Source organism: Rhizobium sp. SRI_017, from assembly GCF_057586295.1.
Genome location: NZ_JBYCZP010000002.1, coordinates 1 through 20,683, shown reverse-complemented (window position 1 = coordinate 20,683; position 20,683 = coordinate 1). Strand labels below are relative to the sequence as shown.

18 protein-coding genes are annotated in these 20,683 nt (G+C 61.2%); 10 read left to right on the top strand and 8 right to left on the bottom strand.

Annotated features, from left to right (window positions below):
* Window positions 1–3 precede the first annotated feature (3 nt).
* Window positions 4–1,248, bottom strand: coding sequence for an ROK family protein (locus AC2YI2_RS04860; protein WP_487385315.1), 1,245 nt, complete (start codon window positions 1,246–1,248; stop codon window positions 4–6).
* A 233-nt stretch (window positions 1,249–1,481) separates the two neighbouring features.
* Between AC2YI2_RS04860 and AC2YI2_RS04855 the strand changes: the two genes are divergently transcribed.
* From AC2YI2_RS04855 to fba, 5 genes are all read left to right on the top strand, one after another.
* Window positions 1,482–2,522, top strand: a complete 1,041-nt coding sequence (locus AC2YI2_RS04855) for a substrate-binding domain-containing protein (RefSeq protein ID WP_487385314.1) — start codon at window positions 1,482–1,484, stop codon at window positions 2,520–2,522.
* A gap of 153 nt (window positions 2,523–2,675) precedes the next feature.
* Complete coding sequence (locus AC2YI2_RS04850) at window positions 2,676–3,992, top strand: sugar ABC transporter permease (protein WP_487385313.1); 1,317 nt, start codon at window positions 2,676–2,678, stop codon at window positions 3,990–3,992.
* A gap of 14 nt (window positions 3,993–4,006) precedes the next feature.
* The gene (locus tag AC2YI2_RS04845; RefSeq protein ID WP_487385312.1) at window positions 4,007–4,807 is read left to right on the top strand and encodes an ATP-binding cassette domain-containing protein; all 801 of its coding nucleotides are present in this window, start codon (window positions 4,007–4,009) and stop codon (window positions 4,805–4,807) included.
* A gap of 357 nt (window positions 4,808–5,164) precedes the next feature.
* Complete coding sequence (locus tag AC2YI2_RS04840; RefSeq protein ID WP_487385311.1) at window positions 5,165–5,389, top strand: hypothetical protein; 225 nt, start codon at window positions 5,165–5,167, stop codon at window positions 5,387–5,389.
* 172 nt (window positions 5,390–5,561) lie between these two features.
* Window positions 5,562–6,626 (top strand): class II fructose-bisphosphate aldolase, encoded by a 1,065-nt coding sequence (gene fba / locus AC2YI2_RS04835; RefSeq protein ID WP_487385310.1) that lies wholly within the window; start codon window positions 5,562–5,564, stop codon window positions 6,624–6,626.
* Between the two features lie 62 nt (window positions 6,627–6,688).
* Here fba and AC2YI2_RS04830 read toward each other — a convergent pair whose 3' ends face one another.
* On the bottom strand, window positions 6,689–7,969 hold the full coding sequence (locus AC2YI2_RS04830) for a low temperature requirement protein A (RefSeq protein WP_487385309.1): 1,281 nt from the start codon (window positions 7,967–7,969) through the stop codon (window positions 6,689–6,691).
* 101 nt (window positions 7,970–8,070) lie between these two features.
* Complete coding sequence (locus AC2YI2_RS04825; RefSeq protein WP_487385308.1) at window positions 8,071–8,724, bottom strand: class II aldolase/adducin family protein; 654 nt, start codon at window positions 8,722–8,724, stop codon at window positions 8,071–8,073.
* A gap of 176 nt (window positions 8,725–8,900) precedes the next feature.
* On the opposite strand from AC2YI2_RS04825, the gene AC2YI2_RS04820 reads away from it, so the two are divergent.
* From AC2YI2_RS04820 to AC2YI2_RS04810, 3 genes are read left to right on the top strand one after another with little or no spacing between them, the layout of a single operon-like run.
* A complete protein-coding gene (locus AC2YI2_RS04820) occupies window positions 8,901–9,659 on the top strand; it encodes an ImuA family protein (protein ID WP_487385307.1) in 759 nt (252 codons plus the stop codon).
* Window positions 9,580–11,094 carry a Y-family DNA polymerase gene (locus AC2YI2_RS04815; protein ID WP_487385306.1) on the top strand — a complete coding sequence of 505 codons (1,515 nt, stop codon included), beginning with the start codon at window positions 9,580–9,582 and terminating at the stop codon, window positions 11,092–11,094. The genes AC2YI2_RS04820 and AC2YI2_RS04815 overlap by 80 nt, the downstream gene beginning before the upstream one ends.
* Window positions 11,091–14,441, top strand: a complete 3,351-nt coding sequence (locus tag AC2YI2_RS04810; protein ID WP_487385305.1) for an error-prone DNA polymerase — start codon at window positions 11,091–11,093, stop codon at window positions 14,439–14,441. Before AC2YI2_RS04815 ends, AC2YI2_RS04810 begins: the two co-directional genes overlap by 4 nt.
* Before the next feature lie 18 nt (window positions 14,442–14,459).
* Here the strand turns inward: AC2YI2_RS04810 and AC2YI2_RS04805 are convergent, their stop codons facing one another.
* A complete protein-coding gene (locus AC2YI2_RS04805; protein WP_487385304.1) occupies window positions 14,460–14,645 on the bottom strand; it encodes a DUF2735 domain-containing protein in 186 nt (61 codons plus the stop codon).
* 328 nt (window positions 14,646–14,973) lie between these two features.
* Between AC2YI2_RS04805 and AC2YI2_RS04800 the strand changes: the two genes are divergently transcribed.
* The gene (locus AC2YI2_RS04800) at window positions 14,974–16,014 is read left to right on the top strand and encodes a glutamine synthetase beta-grasp domain-containing protein (protein WP_487385303.1); all 1,041 of its coding nucleotides are present in this window, start codon (window positions 14,974–14,976) and stop codon (window positions 16,012–16,014) included.
* A 72-nt stretch (window positions 16,015–16,086) separates the two neighbouring features.
* Here the strand turns inward: AC2YI2_RS04800 and AC2YI2_RS04795 are convergent, their stop codons facing one another.
* The 4 genes from AC2YI2_RS04795 to AC2YI2_RS04780 all read right to left on the bottom strand — a co-directional run bounded on the left by AC2YI2_RS04795 (window position 16,087) and on the right by AC2YI2_RS04780 (window position 18,850).
* A complete protein-coding gene (locus AC2YI2_RS04795; protein ID WP_487385302.1) occupies window positions 16,087–16,500 on the bottom strand; it encodes a DUF1801 domain-containing protein in 414 nt (137 codons plus the stop codon).
* 14 nt (window positions 16,501–16,514) lie between these two features.
* A complete protein-coding gene (locus AC2YI2_RS04790; protein WP_487385301.1) occupies window positions 16,515–17,378 on the bottom strand; it encodes an AraC family transcriptional regulator in 864 nt (287 codons plus the stop codon).
* A gap of 143 nt (window positions 17,379–17,521) precedes the next feature.
* Window positions 17,522–18,436, bottom strand: a complete 915-nt coding sequence (ppk2, locus tag AC2YI2_RS04785) for a polyphosphate kinase 2 (protein ID WP_487385300.1) — start codon at window positions 18,434–18,436, stop codon at window positions 17,522–17,524.
* Window positions 18,437–18,553: 117 nt separating this feature from the next.
* Entirely contained in the window at window positions 18,554–18,850 is a 297-nt protein-coding gene (locus tag AC2YI2_RS04780; protein WP_487385299.1) for an antibiotic biosynthesis monooxygenase, read from the bottom strand.
* Between the two features lie 439 nt (window positions 18,851–19,289).
* On the opposite strand from AC2YI2_RS04780, the gene AC2YI2_RS04775 reads away from it, so the two are divergent.
* Window positions 19,290–20,636 (top strand): M10 family metallopeptidase, encoded by a 1,347-nt coding sequence (locus tag AC2YI2_RS04775; protein ID WP_487385298.1) that lies wholly within the window; start codon window positions 19,290–19,292, stop codon window positions 20,634–20,636.
* The last annotated feature ends 47 nt before the right edge of the window (window positions 20,637–20,683 follow it).

Here is a 20,683-nt window from a genome sequence, read left to right as displayed (position 1 = left end):
ATCTCATTGCGCAGGATGCGCAAAAGTGAGCCTCTGCCCGACCTCGCTCGCGGGGATATTGGCATCGAGGAATGTCAGAGCGCTCATCAGATTTCCCGCCTTGGTGAGCGTGACATTGTCGGGCTCTTCGTCGATGACGCTGATGGTCACGGGCAGGCCGTAGCTGGGATTGTCGAGCGCCCGGATGATGCTTTCCTTCATGAGGTCCAGAAACTGCACGCCCGGCCCGGTGAAGACGAGCGGTATCGGATCAAACATGCTGAACAGATTGGACAGGCCGGTGCCGATCGCGCGGCCGGCTTCCCGAAATGCAGCCCGTTCGGGACCGTCCCGCAACCGCGCGATCTCAGCCAGCGCCTCCATGGCCCCCGTCGGCGGTTCTTCAGCCAGCATCTTGGTCGTGTCAGCACCCATGGCAGCGCGCAGTATGGAGTGCTGGCCGGCATAGGCTTCGATGCAGCCGCGCCGCCCGCAGCGGCAGAGCGCCCCCTCCGGCTTGTAGCAGAGATGGCCGAACTCCACGGCAGAGGAGGCGATGCCCGAGAAGAGCTTGCCATTGAGATAAAGTCCCATGCCGATGCCGATCGTCATCAGTACGGCCGCAAAATTCCGGCCGTAGCGCTCAGGCGCGCGCCAACGCAACGCTTCGGCGATCATGTTGCACTCGTTGGCGAGCTCGGCCGGCGCCATGAATTCGCGCTCGAGCGCTTCACCCAGGGGGATGTCCTGAACATCGATGACAGGCGAGGACAGGAAGACACGCCCTGCCCCGTCGACGATGCCTTCGACCCCGACGGAGATCCGGGCGAGCGGGCCGACCTCCCGTTCCTGTTCGTCGAGCAGCGACCGAAGCGCGGAAACGGTGGCGTCGATGAGTTCCTGACCGGTCATCGACTTGGTCTTGATGTTGACGGCCTTGGACGCGATGAGACCGCCGCGGTAATCGTAGATATCGGCAGTGACCTTGTTGAGCGCGAGAAGGAGGACGGCGATCGAGGCATAATCGGCGTTTGGCAGCAGCCTTACCTGCGGCCGGCCGCGGCGCTGAGTAGCCTGTTCGGAGACCTGTTCGGACTCGAGCACGCCGCGTTCGATCAGGCTGTTGGTGATGACGGTGACGGTCGATGCGGAGAGGCCGGTGGCGGCGCTGAGCTCCGTTCTCGACAGATTCCCATGACGCCGCAGCGCCAGCAATATTCCAAGCTGGTTCTGTCGGCGCACGTCGTCCGGCCGAACGATGTTGCTCACGACGAAACTCCTCCCATTCCCTGCTGCAATGCAAAATTTCTCTTGCATTGCAGCGACTTAGGAACACCTCAAAATCCATCTTGACACAGCTTGTATTGTGCGTCACTACTTTTTTCGAACCTCGAAAAAAAGAGGCTCAAGAGCGGCCGGGCTTGATAGTAGAGTTGGGTAGAGGTTACGCTCGCTGTCAATCGGCCAAGATTGGTTGATGCATTCAGCATCGGGAGGGAAATATGAAGAAATTTGCAATGGCGCTCGCCAGCGCCGTATTTGTCATGAGCGCCGCCGGCTCGGCCATGGCTGCCGGCAAGACGATCGCAGTGTCCTGGAAGATCTTCCAGGAAGAGCGGTGGAAGACTGACGAAGCGATCATCAAGAAGATCGTCGAGGACAACGGCGACAAGTATATCTCCGCCGACGCTCAGGGCTCCGCTTCCAAGCAGCTGACCGACATCGAGTCGCTGATGTCGCAGGGCGCCAATGTGCTGCTCATCGTTCCGTGGGACTCCGAAGCGATCCTGCCGGCCGTTGAAAAGGCAGCCTCGGAAGGCATTCCGATGATCGCCTACGACGTCCAGATCGAGCATCCCTCGGTTCTCTACATGACCTTCGACAATGTCGGCGTCGGCCGTCTGATGGCGCAGGAACTGCTGAAGGTTAAGGACTCCGGCAACTTCGCCATCATCAAGGGCGACCCGGGCGACCCGAACGCAACCTTCCTCTACAACGGCATGATGGAAGTCCTCAAGGCGAACATCGACGCCGGCAAGATCAAGATCGTCGGCGAAGCTTCGTCGGACGGCTGGAAGCCGGAAAATGCCCAGAAGAACATGGAACAGATCCTGACCGCCAACGACAACAAGGTCGATGCGGTTCTGTCCGAAAACGACGGCATGGCCGGCGGCGTCGTGGCAGCGCTACAGGCCCAGGGTCTCCAGGGCACTGTTCCGGTCACCGGTCAGGACGGCGACAAGGCCGCTCTGAACCGCGTCGCCCAGGGCACGCAGCTCGTGTCAATCTGGAAGGACTCCCGCGCGCTCGGCAAGATCGCTGCTGAAGCAGCCCTCATGCTGGCCGACGGCAAGTCCATGGAAGAAGTGCCGAATGTCGGCAAGTTCAAGGACGGCGCGCGCAAGGTCGAGATGAACGCTGTTCTGCTCGCGCCGACCCCGATCACCAAGGACAACCTGAACCTCGTGATCGATGCCGGCTGGGTTGACAAGGCCACGATCTGCGCCGGCGTCGACGCCGCGGCGGTCGCTGTCTGCAAGTAACCGACTATTGACAGGAAATGAGATGCGCCGTCCTTTGCAAGAAGGGCGGCGCATTTTACAGATAGATATAGGTGCCGGGCGCTTCGGGGAGCCCTGGCACGGGCGGCAATGAAGAACAGGGATCCGGGCAAGATCCCGTCAGGGAGGCGAGCGATGAGCGACGCACAAACATTGAGTGGACCGACTTTCGTCCAGGAAGGACCGATCAAGACATTCCTCAGAGCGACCGAGATCGACACCCGCATGCTCGGCATGATCGGCGCGCTGATCGCGATCTGGATCGGCTTTCATTTCTACGGCTATTTCGTCAATGGCTTTGGCGCGTTCCTGACCTTCCGTAACCTGTGGAACCTTTCCGTTCAGACCTCGTCGATAACCGTCATGGCGACCGGCATGGTGCTGATCATCGTCACCCGCAATATCGACCTTTCCGTGGGCTCCATGCTTGGCGTCGTCGCCATGCTGATGGGTGCGCTTCAGGTCTGGATCCTGCCCAGCATGCTCGGTATCGGACATCCCTCGATCTGGATCATCACCGTGCTCTTCGGCCTCGTCATGGGCGTTCTGGTCGGCACGTTCCACGGCTATATGATTGCCTATCTGGAAATCCCGTCCTTCATTGTGACGCTCGGCGGCATGCTGGTCTGGCGCGGCGCCGCATGGTGGGTGGCCCGCGGTGAAACCATCGCCCCGATCGATGCAAATTTCTCGCTCATCGGCGGTGGACCCTATGGCTCGATCGGCGTGACCTGGAGCTGGATCGTCGCGGTTCTCGCCTGCATCGGCATCGTCGCCTTGCTGATATCGGCCCGTCGCCAGCGCATCCGCTTCGGCTTCCCGATGCGACCGATCTGGGCCGAATATACGATCGGCATCATGAGCGCGGTCATTGTGCTCGGCGCCACCTTCGTGATGAATTCCTATGTCTGGCCGAAGGGCATCGTCAACGAATATGCCAAGGCGAATAGCCTCGATCCCGCGACACTGGGCGCCATCGGCCACGGCTGGGCAATCCCGGTTCTCATAGCGCTCTTCGTCGTTCTCGCCATGACCTTTGTCACCACGCGCACCAAGTTCGGCCGCTACGTCTTCGCCATGGGCGGCAATCCGGAAGCCGCCGATCTCGCCGGTATCAACACCAAGCGCCTGACGATGATGATCTTCTCGCTGATGGGTTTCCTGGTCGGCATCTCGGCCTGCATTTCCTCGGCTCGCCTCAAGGCCTCGACGGTGGCGCTCGGCCAGTTCGACGAGCTCTATGTCATCGCGGCGGCCGTCATCGGCGGCACGTCGCTGGCCGGTGGTTCGGGCACGATCTACGGTGCCATGATCGGTGCACTGATCATGCAGTCGCTCTATTCGGGCATGGTGCTGATCGGCTTCGATGCGGCCATCCAGGCCATGGTCGTTGGCGCGGTCCTCGTGCTGGCCGTCTATATCGACACTGTCTACCGCAAGCACGCCAAGTAAGGGAGGGCGAAAAAATGGACGCAGTTGCGAAGTACCAGAAGCCCTCCGGCACCCCGCTCGTCGAGATGAAGGACATCTCGATCGCCTTCGGCGGCATCAAGGCGGTCGATCATGCGTCGATCGACCTCTTTCCTGGCGAAGTCGTGGCCCTTCTCGGCCATAACGGTGCGGGCAAGTCGACGTTGATCAAGGTGCTCTCCGGCGCCTACCAGCGCGACCACGGCGATATCTTCATCAATGGCGATACTGTGGAGATCAACAATCCCCGCCAGGCCAAACGCCACGGCATCGAGACGATCTACCAGACGCTCGGTCTGGCCGACAATGTCGATGCCGCCGCCAACCTTTTCCTCGGCCGCGAGATCCTCACAAAATGGGGCACGCTCGATGACGTCGCGATGGAAGCGGAGGCCCGCAAGGTCATGGGCCGCCTCAATCCGAACTTCCGCCGCTTCAAGGAGCCGGTGAAGGCCCTCTCGGGCGGTCAGCGCCAGTCGGTCGCCATCGCCCGCGCGATCCTGTTCAACGCCCGCATACTGATCATGGACGAGCCCACGGCGGCACTCGGCCCTCAGGAAACGGCACAGGTCGGCGAACTCATCAAGCAGCTCAAGAAGGATGGCATCGGCATCTTCCTGATCAGCCACGACATCCACGACGTCTTCGACCTCGCCGACCGCGTGTCTGTCATGAAGAACGGCAAGGTCGTCGGCCATGCCCGCACCCAGGACGTGACCAAGGATGAAGTGCTCGGCATGATCATCCTTGGCAAGGTGCCACCGGGCGCCGAGCCTGGTCCCGGCGCGATGGTCTGAACGTTCAATCCGGCAGCAAATCGAGGGCGGCCCTTGTGCCGCCCTTTTTCACTCATTGGCCGAATCGGTCGAATACAAGGGCGCATTTTCCCGCCGAAGCCGCCTCAAGTGCAGCGGCAGGTGCGCACGCTCGTCGGTATTTGCTCATGGATTTCAAGGTTTCACATTGAAGTGAATGATTCGAGGTTGCCTTGTGGGCTGATGCGCTCATTCTGGTTTCCGGAGGACGCCGGACATGAGGATGCGGCAAGGTGGGAGGCAAACCGATGCTTCGCTAAAATGCGGACTATCGGGCGAAAGCTTTCTTAGAAGGTTTCATGCAATCTCCAGGCGGTATCGCGGGCTCTGGAGAGACGGATGATCTTTGTGACAGCATTGGCGACGGGTTTGTTTACAGCGATGCAGCGCTCCGCATTCGCCGTCATCGCCGTTGCTTTCATGATCGGACTCGTCTTCCTGACGGCGTTCCTGATCTCCAGCGCCAGCATTTTGGGCCTGATACTATCTATCGTCGGCTTCAATGCCGGCCTTGCGACTTTCGGCCTGGGCCTGTTCCTGACGTCGGGCGGATCAACCCACTGAGACCGTCTGACAGCGGCACCCTGCGCTTTTCGCATGCCGCCGTAATTGATTTTCGCATTTGCAAAATAACTGAATATTCGGCTGCGGCATTGACCGGGCCCGTGGTTCCGGCAATATCGCACCCGCCAAACCTGCTGTCCAAGGCAGGAACGAAGAAGGGAAGGAGCTCGCGATGGCGCGTATCACATTGAGGCAATTGCTCGATCACGCCGCGGAACACAGCTATGGCGTTCCAGCATTCAATATCAACAACATGGAACAGGGCCTCTCCATCATGGAGGCCGCTGCGGCGACCAATTCGCCCGTCATTCTTCAGGCCAGCCGCGGTGCGCGCTCCTATGCCAATGACATCGTGCTCGCCAAGCTGATCGATGCGCTGGTCGAGCTTCATCCCGAGATCCCGGTCTGCATGCATCTCGATCACGGCAATAACGAAGCGACCTGCACCACCGCGATGCAGCATGGCTTCACGTCGGTCATGATGGATGGCTCGCTCAAGGAAGACGGCAAGACGCCCGCCGACTACGCCTATAATGCCGGTATCACCCGCCGCGTTACCGACATGGCCCATTGGGGCGGCGTGTCGGTCGAAGGCGAGATCGGCGTTCTCGGCTCGCTCGAGTCGGGCGAAGGCGAGCAGGAAGACGGCCACGGCGCCGAGGGCGTGCTGAGCCATGACCAGCTTCTCACCGACCCCGAACAAGCCGCCCAGTTCGTGCGCGACACCCAGGTCGATGCGCTCGCCGTCGCCATGGGCACCAGCCACGGCGCCTACAAGTTCTCCCGCAAGCCCGACGGTGCGGTGCTGGCGATGAATGTCATCGAGGAAATCCACCGTCGTCTGCCCGACACACATCTGGTGATGCACGGCTCGTCCTCGGTTCCTGTCGAGTTGCAGGAGATCATCAACAAATATGGCGGCCAGATGAAGCCGACCTGGGGCGTGCCGGTCGAGGAAATCCAGCGCGGCATCAAGCACGGCGTGCGCAAGATCAACATCGACACCGACAACCGCATGGCGATGACCGGCGCGATCCGCAAGGTGCTGACCGAGAACCCTTCGGAATTCGACCCGCGCAAATATCTTGCGCCCGCCATGGCCGCGATGAAGAAGCTCTGCATCGAACGCTTCGAAGCCTTCGGCACGGCCGGCAATGCCGACAAGATCAAGGTGATCTCACTCTCGGAAATGGCCAAGCGCTACAAGTCCGGCAGCCTGGCGCCGAAGATCGCCTGATTACGGCGCGACTGAGCGAAAACGTTCAACGCGGCCTCGCAAGGGCCGCGTTTTTCTTTGCCTCAACGCACAGTCCCGCTCTTCTCGATATCGCGCTCCAGCGCTTCGGCCTGATGCCGATGACCGAGAACTTCATAGCCGATCACGGTGACGATCGGTGCGAACATCAGGATGATGAGCGCATAGGTGAGGTTGAGCCCGGCCGCCGCCGCGGCAATGGAGGCCGCGATCACAACCAGCGTGGCGGCGATGAGCCAGGCGTGAAAGCGGTCACGCTCCCCGACGAGATAGGTATAGAGCGCATAGATCGCCGTGAGATAGACGAGTACCGGCACGGCGACAGTGAGCAAAGTCGCCACCGGTCCGATATGCGCCTTGTGATCGATATAATAAGCCGCGACATGCAGCCCCGCCCCGGTTGCCACGATCGCCGCGAAGATGATCATGTGGCTATAGCCCCAGACGAATGAACGTTCGCGGTGCATATGCAGCACATGGGCGCTCGGCATGATGTAATAGACCCACCACATGGCGAAGGTCAGCCCCGTGCCTGATATGCAGATCAGTGCCGCATCCACGGTCCAGCCCTGGCCATCCACGGCGGCCGACAGGCTCGCCACCGTGCCGACCACGCCCTCGCCCAAGGCGATGATCGCGAGCAGGCCATAGCGCTCGACGATGTGATGGGCATGCCATGGCGTACCGCCGAACCGCCTCTCGGCGATATAGGGACCGGTCATTTCCACGACGACCAGGACCGCCGACATGAGGAATGTCACCAGCAGCGAGAAGTCGATGAAGATCAGGACGACCCAGCCGAGTTGCGCGATGGTGACCGCGACAACATAGGCCATGCAGGCGCTCCGTCGCGCCGGATCCTGTTTCGCGGCCCTCAGCCATTGGAAGATCAGCGCTACCCGCATGATGACATAGCCGAGCACCATGATGCCGTTGTCGAACTGCTGACCTTGTTCGATCGAGGCGAACATCCGCGGCAGTCCGATGGCCAGCACGATGACGCCGATCATCTGCACCATGGTGACCGTTCGAAAAATCCAGTCGTCGGTGTCATAGGCCGAGGCGAACCAGGAGAAATTGATCCAGGCCCAGCATATGGCGAAGCAGGCGAAGCCGAAGCCGACCAGTGCGGTGAAATAATGCGCCTCGGCCAGGGCATGGGCGAATTGCGAGGCGGCAAGTCCGAAGGCGATGACGAAGGTCAGATCGAAGAGCAATTCCAGCGGGGTTGCCGTACGGTGCTCCTCATGCGGATCACGGCCGCCCATGGCGGTGGCGTGATGATGGAGCTCTTCCGGCGTCGGCGGCTTCGGGGTGGACGACATTCTATTCCCTCTCTTGTCAGGGGCGAGAGTAGTAAGCCGCAAATGCGACGGTCAATATACCGGTCGCAAGGCCGGCCCTTATCCCACAGGCTAGGTCCAGCCTATTTCTTGCCTTGATGGCCGTAGCTGCCGAAGCTCTCGACGACACCAGCGATCTCGTCGTCGGGCAGGATCACCGGTCCGCCTATCAGCAGCGTGTGGTAATATTGCTTGGCGATGGTCTCGAGCTCGATCGCCGCCCACATCGCCTTGGGAAGGCTGGAGCCGGTCGCCAGCATGCCGTGATTGGCCATCAGGCAGGCGCTGCGCCCGTCGAGTGCCTTGAGAACGTTGATCGAAAGCGCCTTGGTGCCATAGCGTGCATAGTTGCAGACCCGGACATTGTTGCCGCCGAACGCCGCGATCATGTAGTGGCAGGCCGGGATCGGCTTGCGCGCCATGGCGAGGATCGTGGCATAGGTCGAATGGGTATGGACGATCGAACCGACCTCCGGCCGCGCGCGCATGATGTCGAGATGGAAGCGCCATTCGACCGAAGGCTTCTTCGGCCCCTCCCAGGCGCCGTCCGTACTGTCGACGGCGAGAGAGGCGATCATCTCGGGCTCCATCTCGTCATAGGGAATGGCGCTCGGCGTGATCAGCATCCGGTCGCCATGGCGCACGCTGATATTGCCGGCCGTGCCCTGGTTCAGCCCCGTCGCATTCATCTGGCGGCAATGGTCGATGATCGACCGGCGGATGTCCAATTCACTCATGGGGGTCCTCAATATCGGAGTCGTTTCAACACCATAGGACAATCACACCGGATCCGGCACGCGCAAATTCCGACTCTCCGCACGATTCCAACAAGTTACCGAAATGATTCTGCTTTTGCCGCCAGGATCGGAAGACTCCGCTTGTCAATGTTCTCTTTTTGTTCTAGTTTTTTCGAATGTCCATTCCTCTTGATCCAGCGGCGTTGCGTCTCGTGCGGGTGACCGAAAAGGCCCCGTCCGATCTCACATTCGACGGGTTGCGAAAAGCCATTACCCCTGCCCCACTGATCGAAGTGATGCCAACGGCCTATGGCGACCACGTCTCGGCGCTGGGCTTCGCGCTTGCCTGGGCGCTGATGGCATCCGAAGGCGGGCTGATCTTCTGGGCGGCGCCGGAAGAGGATTTCTTCGAGGACGGGCTGCCCAATGCCGAGGGGCTTGCCCAATTCGGCATGCCGCTCGAACGGCTCCTGCTCGTCCGCGCCCAATCGCAGAAGGATGCGCTCTGGGCCACCGAGCAGGCACTCTCGACCCCCGGCATCTTCGCACTCTGTGCGATCACGCCGTCGAAGAAGGGATTGAGCCTCACCGATACCAGGCGGCTCTTGCTGATGGCCGAGCATTACCGCACGCGATGTCTGCTGCTTCGGCTCGATGCCGCTGGATCGAGTGCCGCCCGCGCCCGCTGGCGGGTCAGCGCCGCACCCAGCCCGGGCGAGGAGGATGAACTCGGGCCGCCTGCCTTCTCCGTCCATCTCGCCCGCAATCGCGCCGGTCCCCACGGTCTCTCGTTCAATCTTCGCTGGAGCGTTCACGATCATGCTTTCCACCTCCTGGAAGACCGGATCACGCTTGATGTCCCGCTGGTTGGCCCTGTGGCTGCCGAGGCTCCCCTCAGATCGGCTGATCCGCTCCGGTCAGGTCTCGCCCGGTGACAAGCCGCTGATCGTCTATGCCAAGACGGGCAATGCCTACACAATCACCTCGCTCGATCGCCGGGCCTCTGCGCTGGGCCTCCGGGTCGGCATGCCGGTCGCCGATGCGCGTGCGGTGCAGCCGCATCTCGTGGCGGTCGAGGCCGACGAGGAAGCCGATGGCATGCTGCTCGACCGGATCGCCAGCTGGTGCGACCGCTATTCCCCCATCGTCGTCAAGGATCCGCCGCATGGGCTGTTCATCGACCTGACCGGCTGTTCACATCTCTTCGGCGGCGATGGCGCAGTGCTCTCGGATATCGAGAAGCGATTGACGAAGCAGGGCTTCATCAGCCGATCGGCCATCGCGCCGACACCGGGCGCCGCCTGGGCCATGGCGCGCGCCGGCCGCGCCCGCCTCGCCGACGAGGACACACTGGGCGATATTCTCTCCCCGCTCCCCGTCACAGCCCTTCGGCTCGAGGACAGCGCGATCACGCTGATGAAACGGCTTGGACTCGAAACCATCGGCCAGATCATGAATGGGCCGCGCAAACCCTTCACCGCCCGCGCCGGCAGGCATGCCATGATGCGTCTCGACCAGGCCTTCGGCCGGACGCGAGAGGCGCTGACACCACACCGCCCGCCGCCCGAGCAATTCGCGCTTCGCCGGCTGGTCGAGCCTATAACAAGCATGGAAGCGGTCATGACCGTGGCGGAGAGCCTGACCGAAGAGCTCTGCAGCCGCCTCCGACAGGATGGCAAAGGCGCGCTGATTTTCCGCCTCCATCTCTTCGGCGTCGACAACCGGACGCGCGCGGTCGAGCTCGGCCTCAGCAGGGCCGAAAGCGATCCCGGCATCGTGCTCCGCCTGCTCGGCGAACGCATCGGCCTGACGCCCCAGGCGCTGGACGCCGAATTCGGCTTCGACGCGATCCGCCTCGACGCCCACGAGATCCTGCCCGTCATCCTCCGCCCGATCGATCTTGCACCCGTCTCCATCCGCGACCGGGAGGCCGAGGCACGGCTGGTCGACCGCCTGGCCATCCGTCTCGGTGACCAGAGCATCGGCCGCCCCTCGGTCCGCCTCGTCCATGCCCCGGAGCGCACCAACCGCTGGACCAAGCTGCCGGTGGCCGCCAATGCACCGCCCCTCGCCGAAGACGGCGTGGTCCGGCGCCCTCTCACCTTGTTCCGCAAGGCCCAGCCGGTCACCGCCATCTCCCCCATGCCGGATGGCCCGCCCAAACGCTTCACCTGGCGGCGCATTGCCCACGATGTCATCCGTGCCGAAGGCCCCGAGCGCATCGCCCCCAACTGGCTGCGTGCGCCTGATGACCGGACGCGGGATTACTATCGCGTCGAGGACAAGGATGGCCGCCGCTTCTGGCTCTACAGCGAAGGCCCGCGCGACGGCATGACGCCGCAATGGTACCTGCATGGCATCTTCCCATGAGTGGCTTCGTCGAACTCTGCACCACGACCAACTTCTCGTTCCTGCGGGCGGGATCGCATCCGGAGGAGTTCGTCGAGCAGGCTTGGGCGCTCGGCTATACCGGCATCGGCATCGCCGACCGCAACACGGTCGCCGGCGTGGTGCGAGCCTATGCCAAATCGAGGGAGATGCATGTTCAGGCAAAGGCCGAAGGATCAAGCCAGACCGTCAAGCTTGCGATCGGCGTCAGGCTCGTCTTCCGCGACGGCACGCCCGATATCGTCGTTTATCCCAAGGACAGAGCAGCCTATGGCCGGCTTACCCGCCTGCTGACACTTGGCAACGAACACGCACCAAAAGGCGAGTGCTGGCTGACTTTCAAGATGTTCCTTGAACATGCCGAGGGGCAGCAGGCGATCGTCATCCCCGATCTCGCCGAAGGTGCGCTACCAGAGCAAAGGCTTCGGGACGTGCTCGCCGCCATCCGCAACCGCTGCCGTTCGGTCTGGCTTGCCGCCCGCTTCGTTTTCGATGGCGAGGACAGGCGCAGGCTTCGAATATTGAGCGACCTGGCCTTCGAAACCCGCGCCCGACTGATCGCGACAACCGAACCGCTCTGCCATGTGCCGCAACGGCGGGCGCTGCTCGACGTCATGACCTGCATCCGCGAAAAGACCACGCTGGAGGAAGCCGGCCGCCTGCTTGCCCCCAATGCCGAACGGCATCTCAAGCCGCAAAAGGAAATGGAGCGTCTCTACAAGCTCGCACCAGGCGCCGTGGCGGAGACCGAGCGGTTCCTGAGCGGGCTTTCCTTCAAGCTCGACGATCTCAAATTCAACTATCCCCTGGAAACAGTCCAGGGCTATGGCTCGGCCCAGGAAGCGCTGGAGGACATGACCTGGAAGGGCGCAGCAAAGCGTTATCCCGGAGGCATTCCCGACCAGGTCTCGGCCACCGTCAGACGCGAACTCGATATCGTCCGGCATCTCAAATATGCGCCCTATTTCCTCACCGTCGCCGACATCGTCCGCTTTGCCCGCTACGAGCGCGGCATACTCTGCCAGGGGCGCGGTTCGGCCGCCAATTCCTCGATCTGCTATTGCCTTGAAGTCACTGAAGTGAACCCGGCGAAGAACAAGCTCCTCTTCGACCGCTTCATCTCGACCGAGCGAAACGAGCCGCCAGATATCGACATCGATTTCGAGCATGAGCGCCGCGAGGAAGTCATCCAGTATGTCTTCAACAAATACGGAAACCGGCGAGCCGCCCTGACTTCGACCCTGATCTGTTATCGTCGGCGCAGCGCGCTGCGTGATGTCGCCAAGGCCTTCGGCTATTCGGAAGACCATATCATGGCGATCTCGCGTACACTGCATTGGTGGTCGAAGGGGATCAGGCAGGAAGATCTCAAGGCACTGGGCCTCGATCTCGACGACAGCAAACTGTTCATATGCCTGCAACTGGTCGAGGAATTGCAGGATTTCCCGCGACATCTCTCCCAGCATGTCGGCGGCATCGTCATCACCCATGACAATCTCGACGAGATCGTGCCGATCCAGAACGCCCGTATGGACGACCGCATCGTCGTCGAATGGAACAAGGACGACCTGCAGGTTCTCGAAATCCTCAAGGTCGACATGCTGGCGCTCGGCATGCTGACCTGCCTGAAGAAGGCTTTCGACATGGTCGATGCGGCCTATCCCGACTGGAGTCCCGAACGGAAGCCGCTGACCCTTGCAAGCCTGCCCAAGGAGGATCCCGCCGTCTACGGCATGCTCTGCCGCGCGGATTCGATCGGCGTCTTCCAGGTCGAAAGCCGGGCGCAAATGTCTATGCTCCCGAGGCTGAAGCCGAGGGAATTCTACGATCTCGTCATCGAGGTCGCCATCGTTCGGCCTGGCCCGATCCAGGGCGGCATGGTGCATCCCTATCTCAAGCGCCGGCAGGGTATCGAACAGGTCGTCTATCCCAAGGAGGCCCTCAAGGGCGTGCTCGAGCGAACGCTGGGCATCCCGCTCTTCCAGGAACAGGCCATGCAGATCGCCATTGTCGCAGCCGGGTTCAGCGCGCCGGAAGCAGATCGCCTCAGGCGCGCCATGGCGACATTCCGCCGGACCGGGATCATTCACACTCTCAAGGAGAAATTCATCCAGGGCATGCTGGACAATGACTATGAACTCGAATTCGCCCAGCAATGCTTCAAGCAGATCGAGGGTTTTGGCGAATATGGATTCCCTGAAAGCCATGCCGCGAGCTTCGCGCTTCTCGTCTATGCCTCATCCTGGCTGAAATGCCATTATCCGGACATTTTCGCGGCCGCCCTGCTCAATTCCCAGCCGATGGGTTTCTACGCCCCCTCGGAAATCGTCCGCGATGCGGTCGAACATGGCGTCGAGGCCCGCCCGCCCGATATCAACCATTCCGACTGGGACAACGGACTGGAGCGCGGGCCGGTCGCCGCCGAGCATCTTCATCCGCGCAATGCCGCAATGACCTATATGCTCCAATCCGATCATGCCCTCCGGCTCGGCTTCAGGCAGATCAAGGGATTGCGTGAGGAGGAGATCAAGGCCTTCGTCGCCAGCCGTGGTGCCGGCTACGATTCAGTCCGCGACGTATGGCTGCGCGGCGGGCTCGAGCCTTCGACGATCGAGCGGCTCGCGGATGCGGATTGTTTTCGTTCGCTCGGTCTTGAGAGGCGGGATGCACTCTGGGCTGCGCGGGGCCTGAACCGGGTTGGCGGGCAGGAAGATCTGCCGCTCTTTTCGATCCGCAAGGCGCACAATCTCGAACCGGATTTTCGCCTGCCACCGATGATCATGGGTGAACATATCGTCGAGGATTACCGCACGCTCGGCCTGTCGTTGAAGGGGCATCCCGCCGCCTTGCTGCGCCCCTGGCTCGAGGCAGAGCGGGTATTGCCGTCTGCCCGCCTTGCCGATGACGATATCAGGAATGGCAGCAAGGTCAGGGTCGCGGGCCTAACGCTCGTTCGGCAACGGCCCGGCACGGCCTCGGGCGTCATCTTCATGACGCTGCAGGACGAGACCCATATCGCCAATGTGATCGTCTGGCCGAAGGTTTTCGAGAGGTTCAGGGCGGAGGTGTTGGGAAGCCGGCTCTGCGCGGTCGATGGAATTGTTCAGAAGGAGAGCGGGGTGATTCACGTCATCGCCAACAGGCTTTACGACTATAGCCCGATGCTCGCAAAGCTCTCAGGCACCGAGTTCGACATCACGGCCACCAATGCCGACGAGGTCCGCAGACCGGTCGAGGCGGACAGCCGCTCTCATCCGCGCAATGTCAGGCACAATCTGAGCTACAAGCCCGCAGCCGGAGTCATGCCCAAGGGCCGAAACTTCCACTAAGGTGGAAGCGCTTTGTTTTCAGTGCTTTGGCGGGATGGCCGGAGCCGGCGCATCGATGGCTTCCATGTGATACCAGGCCGGGTCGAGGGCCGCAGCGACGCGCGGATCGACAACCTGCGCCACATCCGGCCGATGAGTTTCGAACCGTCTATTCAAGGGGAATTGTATGATCTGGGCGCTCTCGCGCTTCTCGTTCAGCCGCATTTCGAAATTACTCCAGTCGTCAATAAGAGTCTGTCCTGAATTCCTTATACACGATCTCGTTCCACATTGCACAAAAAAAATTCACACTGATTAAAATATAGGCAGTATTTTTGCACGCTCATGCTTCCAGCGTTTGCAATCCGGCAGGGCACTCTGTGAAAATGCCTCGAAATCACGCAACAGAGCAAAAATGATGGACAGAATGCCGCACTGCGGTCGGTTGGCACGCCACATGCATCTCCATGTGCGGCCCATGGCGACCGGCTGTGCCGGTAGCCAGAAGTTCGGGGAGCCAGGGAGGCTCCGCTATACCTATGAGAGGTCTGAAATGACGAAATACAAGCTCGAGTACATCTGGCTCGATGGCTATACCCCGGTACCGAACCTGCGCGGCAAGACGCAGGTCAAGGAATTCGAAGCCTTCCCGACGCTCGAGCAGCTCCCGTTCTGGGGCTTCGACGGCTCGTCGACCATGCAGGCCGAAGGCCGCAGCTCCGATTGTGTACTCAAGCCCGTCGCGCTGTATCCGGATCCGGCCCGCACCAACGGCGTGCTCGTGATGTGCGAAGTCATGATGCCCGATGGCGTCACCCCGCACGCCTCCAACGCTCGTGCGACGATCCTCGATGACGAGGGCACCTGGTTCGGCTTCGAGCAGGAATATTTCTTCTACAAGGACGGCCGCCCGCTCGGCTTCCCCGAGCATGGCTACCCCGCTCCGCAGGGCCCCTACTACACCGGCGTCGGCTATTCGAACGTAGGCGATATCGCCCGCGAGATCGTCGAAGAGCATCTCGACCTCTGCCTCGAAGCCGGCATCAACCACGAAGGCATCAATGCCGAAGTGGCCAAGGGCCAGTGGGAATTCCAGGTGTTCGGCAAGGGCTCCAAGAAGGCCGCCGACGAAATCTGGATGGCTCGTTACCTGCTGCAGCGCCTGACGGAAAAATACGGCATCGACATCGAATATCACTGCAAGCCGCTCGGCGACACCGACTGGAACGGTTCGGGCATGCACTGCAATTTCTCGACCAAGTACATGCGCGAAGTCGGCGGCAAAGCCTATTTCGAAGCACTGATGGCTGCGTTCGAAAAGAACTGGAAGGACCATATCGACGTATACGGTCCGGACAACCATCTGCGCCTGACCGGCAAGCACGAAACCGCTCCGTGGAACAAGTTTTCCTATGGCGTGGCCGACCGCGGTGCCTCGATCCGCGTTCCGCACTCGTTCATCAAGAATGACTACAAGGGCTATCTGGAAGATCGCCGCCCGAACTCCCAGGGCGACCCCTACCAGATCGCTTCCCAGGTCCTGAAGACGATCGCGGAAGTCCCGCTGGCCGGTTCCGCTTCGGCCGCCGCTTAATCAGATCATCGTGGCGCGGTCATTCATGTCCGCGCCACGATTGCGTCTGGGCGATGCCTGAGACGCCCCCCTTCAGACGCCACGCGGCCGCAAGTGATAGGTCAGCGCTCGCGAAAGCATCATTTCGAGCGGTGCACGTGCCATGCCGCCGCTGACCGGCAGGAGTACGGCGCGCGTGCCCTCAAACTGGAAGTCATCCCCGAACGGCTCGCGGAATTCATCGACCAGCGTCGTGCGGCAGATGAAATAGAGCGCGGCGCGACCTGGCGGCTGACGCGACCAGCCGAGGCGGATCGTGCTGCCGCTCCCGGTGGCTTCGGTCAGATAGGCCGGCTCGCCCCATTTCAGCGTTTCGGTGATGGCGCCGATGCACGGATCCGCAGCGGCAATGTCGAAAATCATCGCCCGGATCTCGGCGAGCCGATGCCGCACCTCTGGCGGAAAGGCATCGAATGCGGCTTGCACATCCCGCGGCATCGGCTGCATCTTGGCCCCTCAGGTCACATGGCCTCGATCGGCAGGTGGATGTCGGTGCGCAGGTCCGGGGGCGCGGTGTCGGCCGGGCTGTTGAGATATTCCTCCAGCATCGGCCCGTCGGCGGCCTCATGGCCTGATGCCGGCAGCCAGACGCCCATCAGCCAGCGATAGGCGTCGCGCATGTCCGCATAGGGCCCTTTGTATGAAAGCTTCGCAAAGGCTCCGCCCCTGGTATCGACGACCTCAAGCCCGGACGGCAACGCCACGCCTTCGGCCATGGCAATGCAGGCAGCCGAGCGCAGTTCATCGGTATCGACGGCATCGGGGTCGTCATAATAGACGCCGATCATCCGCGACTGGCGCGTCACCAGGCCGGCCGGACCGGCGGCGGCGAAGAGCCGCTCGAAGGCGCGACTGATCAGCATATAGCTGCCTTTGTGCGGCAGGGACGCACAGTGTATCGCCGGCAGCGTCACGATCTCAACCGGGAAACCGGTCGCATCGCTCGCCCGGTTGGCCGCCTTGAAGAGCGCATGGCTGCCGCCCTCGCGATAGGCGCCCGGGGTCAAGCCGTAGGACTGCTTGAAGGCCCGGCCGAAGGCCTCAGCTGTCGTATAGCCGGCGCGCCGGGCGATCTCGCCGATATCGGCCTCGGAATTGGCAAGCCGGTCGGCCGCGCGGCTGAGCCTCAGTCGCCGGACGGTCGCAGCAACAGTCTCGCCCTGCATGGCCGTATAGACCCGGTGCCAATGCCAGCGCGACATGGCCGCGATATCGGCCAGCAGATCGAGATTGAGCTCCTCCTCGAGATGATCGTGGAGATAGTCCACCACCCGGCCGATACGGGCCGCATAGCTGTTCCTGGTGTTGTCGGTCTTCATGAGCATTTGTCGTCTCCCTTTCGATGAAAGACAACATGGCATGCCGCCGACTGACAGATATTGCTGACTTCAGGCCCGGCTCCGGCCAAAAACGGCGGCGGCCCGCATCATGCGGGCCGCCTCTCGATTGACGTTATGGTGCCACGCGCTCAGTAGACCTCGGGCACATAGAGCTCATCCGGCACCTCGGAGCGACGATAGTCCGCGTGCCGCACCCGCTCAGGCAGTTCGATCGACGGCTTGGGCACGTCGCTATAGGGAATCTGCGCCAGCAGATGGGCAATGCAGTTGAGACGCGCCCGCTTCTTGTCCACCGCCTCCACGACCCACCACGGGGTTTCGGCCGTGTGCGTGCGGGCCAGCATCTCTTCTTTGGCCTTGGTGTAGTCCTCCCAATGGACGCGGCTTTCCAGGTCCATCGGCGAGAGCTTCCACTGCTTGAGCGGATCGTGGATGCGCATGCGAAAGCGGAACTCCTGCTCCTCGTCGGTGATCGAGAACCAGTACTTGATCAGGATGATGCCAGAGCGGACGAGCATGCGCTCGAATTCCGGTACCGAGCGGAAGAACTCTTCCAGCTCGTCGGGTGTGCAGAAACCCATCACGCGCTCGACGCCGGCACGGTTATACCAGCTGCGGTCGAAAAGTACCATTTCGCCGGCGGTCGGCAGATGGGCGGTATAGCGCTGGAAATACCACTGGCTGCGCTCGCGCTCGGTCGGCGCCGGCAGCGCCACGACGCGGCAAACACGCGGATTGAGCCGCTGCGTCACTCGCTTGATCGCACCGCCCTTGCCGGCGGAATCGCGGCCCTCGAAGATCACGACGACCTTCAGCTTCTGGTACTGCACCCAGTCCTGCAGCTTGACCAGTTCGTGCTGCAGGCGGAAGAGCTCGCGGAAATAGATCTTGCGATCCAGCGTATCGGCCGCGGGCCCGCTCATGCCTTCGACGACAAGTTCGTCGAGCCGGTCTTCCTCCAACTGCATCTCCAGTTCCTCGTCGAAACTGTCGGCGATCTCCGCCTTGATGCGCTCGAGCTGTTCGCGATGGTCGATGGTCATGGCCGACTCCCTGTCATTGGGGCGCAAAGAAGCAGGTCTCTGCGACAGGTTTGTGACAGTTGCGAGACAGTTGGGAAACCGGCCGCTCCGGTGGTTGCTCCAAGCCGGCCGCGCGTCCTACTTGGCGGACAGAACGACCGCTCCAGCGACTGCATCCGTGACGCCTAGCCCACCGCCGAGATCCTCGAGCGTCGCGCGGAAACTGTCGAGCGTGGCGATCATCTGCGATCGGCTGCCCGCCAGCGCCTCCATGCTCTCCCATTCCGCGATGAGGCAGTAGCGTCCCTCGCCGGTCTTGACGATGTTGGCATGACGCAAGCCGGCCCAGCTCTCGCCGATACCACGATGCGCATCAAGGAATGCATCCTCCATTCCCGCCTTGACCTTGAAACGCACGACATTGAACGCGACCATGACTGCCTCCCCGCGTGAACAAGTGATTGGAATGCTGAAATTTGCGCGAGGCGGGCAGTTGGCCGAACCAATCCCTGTCCGCTCCTCTGATAGCATCAAGGCTAGCATAGCCGAGGAATACACGGAAGCTAAAATAGGCGAGCGGAATAAGAGTCAAAGTCTGCCCCATCAACACGATATTGTCCGAGAAACGGGGCCGCTCGCCGGCATCGCGCGATGATTGCCGTTGGTGGTATTGAGATCCTGAGCGACGAGGCGATCCGGTTCCTATCGTAAGAATAACATCCATCGGGCAACGCGGACATCACATCTTTGATGAACGATACACACGTTCTTGAATACCCTACCGCTAGTATCCGGCGTAGAATATTGACATTTTAGTATTTGTTTATACTATGTGCCTGAAAGGCAAATCAAGCAAAACTGGAGGGGAAACATCATGCTGGCCAATGCAACTTCCAGGGGTGTAGCAAACATCTTCAGTTCCGGCAGTGCTTTTGTTGATGGCGTTCTGAGCGGTTTTGCCTGGTCCCAGAATTCCGTCGAATATGCGTTTCCGACCAACGCCAAGAGCTACAGTTATAACGGCTATCCGGACCACGGCTTTAATTCCGTCTCCAGCGCCCAGCGAGAGATGGCGATGTTCGCGCTCGACAAGGGCTTCGGGAGCGCGGCCAATGATGGATTTTCGGTGGAGGGTTTCACCAACCTCGATATCTCCAAGGGATCGGACAAATCGGCGGAGCTCCGTCTGGCGGAAACCAGCCACCAGACGCCGACCGCCTGGGGATTTTATCCGTCCAACGACTCGAGAGGCGGCGACGTCTGGTTCGGGATCCAGGAGAATTACCGCAATCCTGTCGCCGGCACATTTGCCGGAGCGACGATGCTCCACGAACTCGGCCATGCCCTTGGATTGAAACACGGCCATCAGCCGGAAGCGAATTTTGGGACCATTCCCTTTGACTGGGATTCCCAAGAATACTCTCTGATGACCTATACCAACTATGTCGGCGACACCGGCGGCGCTGCGTCCTACGAACATTTCGGTGCCCCGCAGACCTATATGATGGCCGATATTGCTGCCCTGCAGCACATGTACGGTGCCGATTACTCGACCAATAGCGGCCGGACCGTCTACAGCTGGAAGCCCACAGGAGGCGAGACCTACGTCAATGGCAAGGTGGCGATCGATCCTGGTGGCAACAGGATCTTCGCCACCATCTGGGACGGAGGCGGGGAGGATACCTATGATCTCAGCGCCTACAAATCCGACATGGTGATCGATCTGGCGCCGGGAGGCTTCTCGAAATTTTCAAACAGCCAGTTGTCTGATCTCGGAGGCGGGCCCAACAATGGCCATGCCCGCGGCAACATCTTCAACGCTCTGATCCACAACAATGACAGGCGTTCGCTCATCGAAAATGCGAAGGGCGGCAGCGGCGATGATATCATAAGCGGAAATACCGGGGACAACCGTCTCTATGGCAATGGCGGCAGTGACGTCCTTTATGGACTTCCGGGCACGGACACTTTGATCGGCGGCGGCGGCGCGGACTACTTCGGCTTCGCCTCCGGCTACGGCAAAGACACGATCCAGCGTTTCGACGACGACCTCGACAAGATCTACCTGTCCAGTTCGCTGGGCATCTTCGACGGCAGCCAGGCTCTGTTCTTCGCCGCCAATTCGAATGGCGACGTGGTGTTCAGCTTCCAAACCGGCGACATTCTCGTCGTCAAGGACATCCAGTTGGGCCAGCTAGACGCATTCGATATCGTGATGTAGCGGCCGCCAGAGTGATCTCCCCGCCTATCATGACGAACCCGATCCGC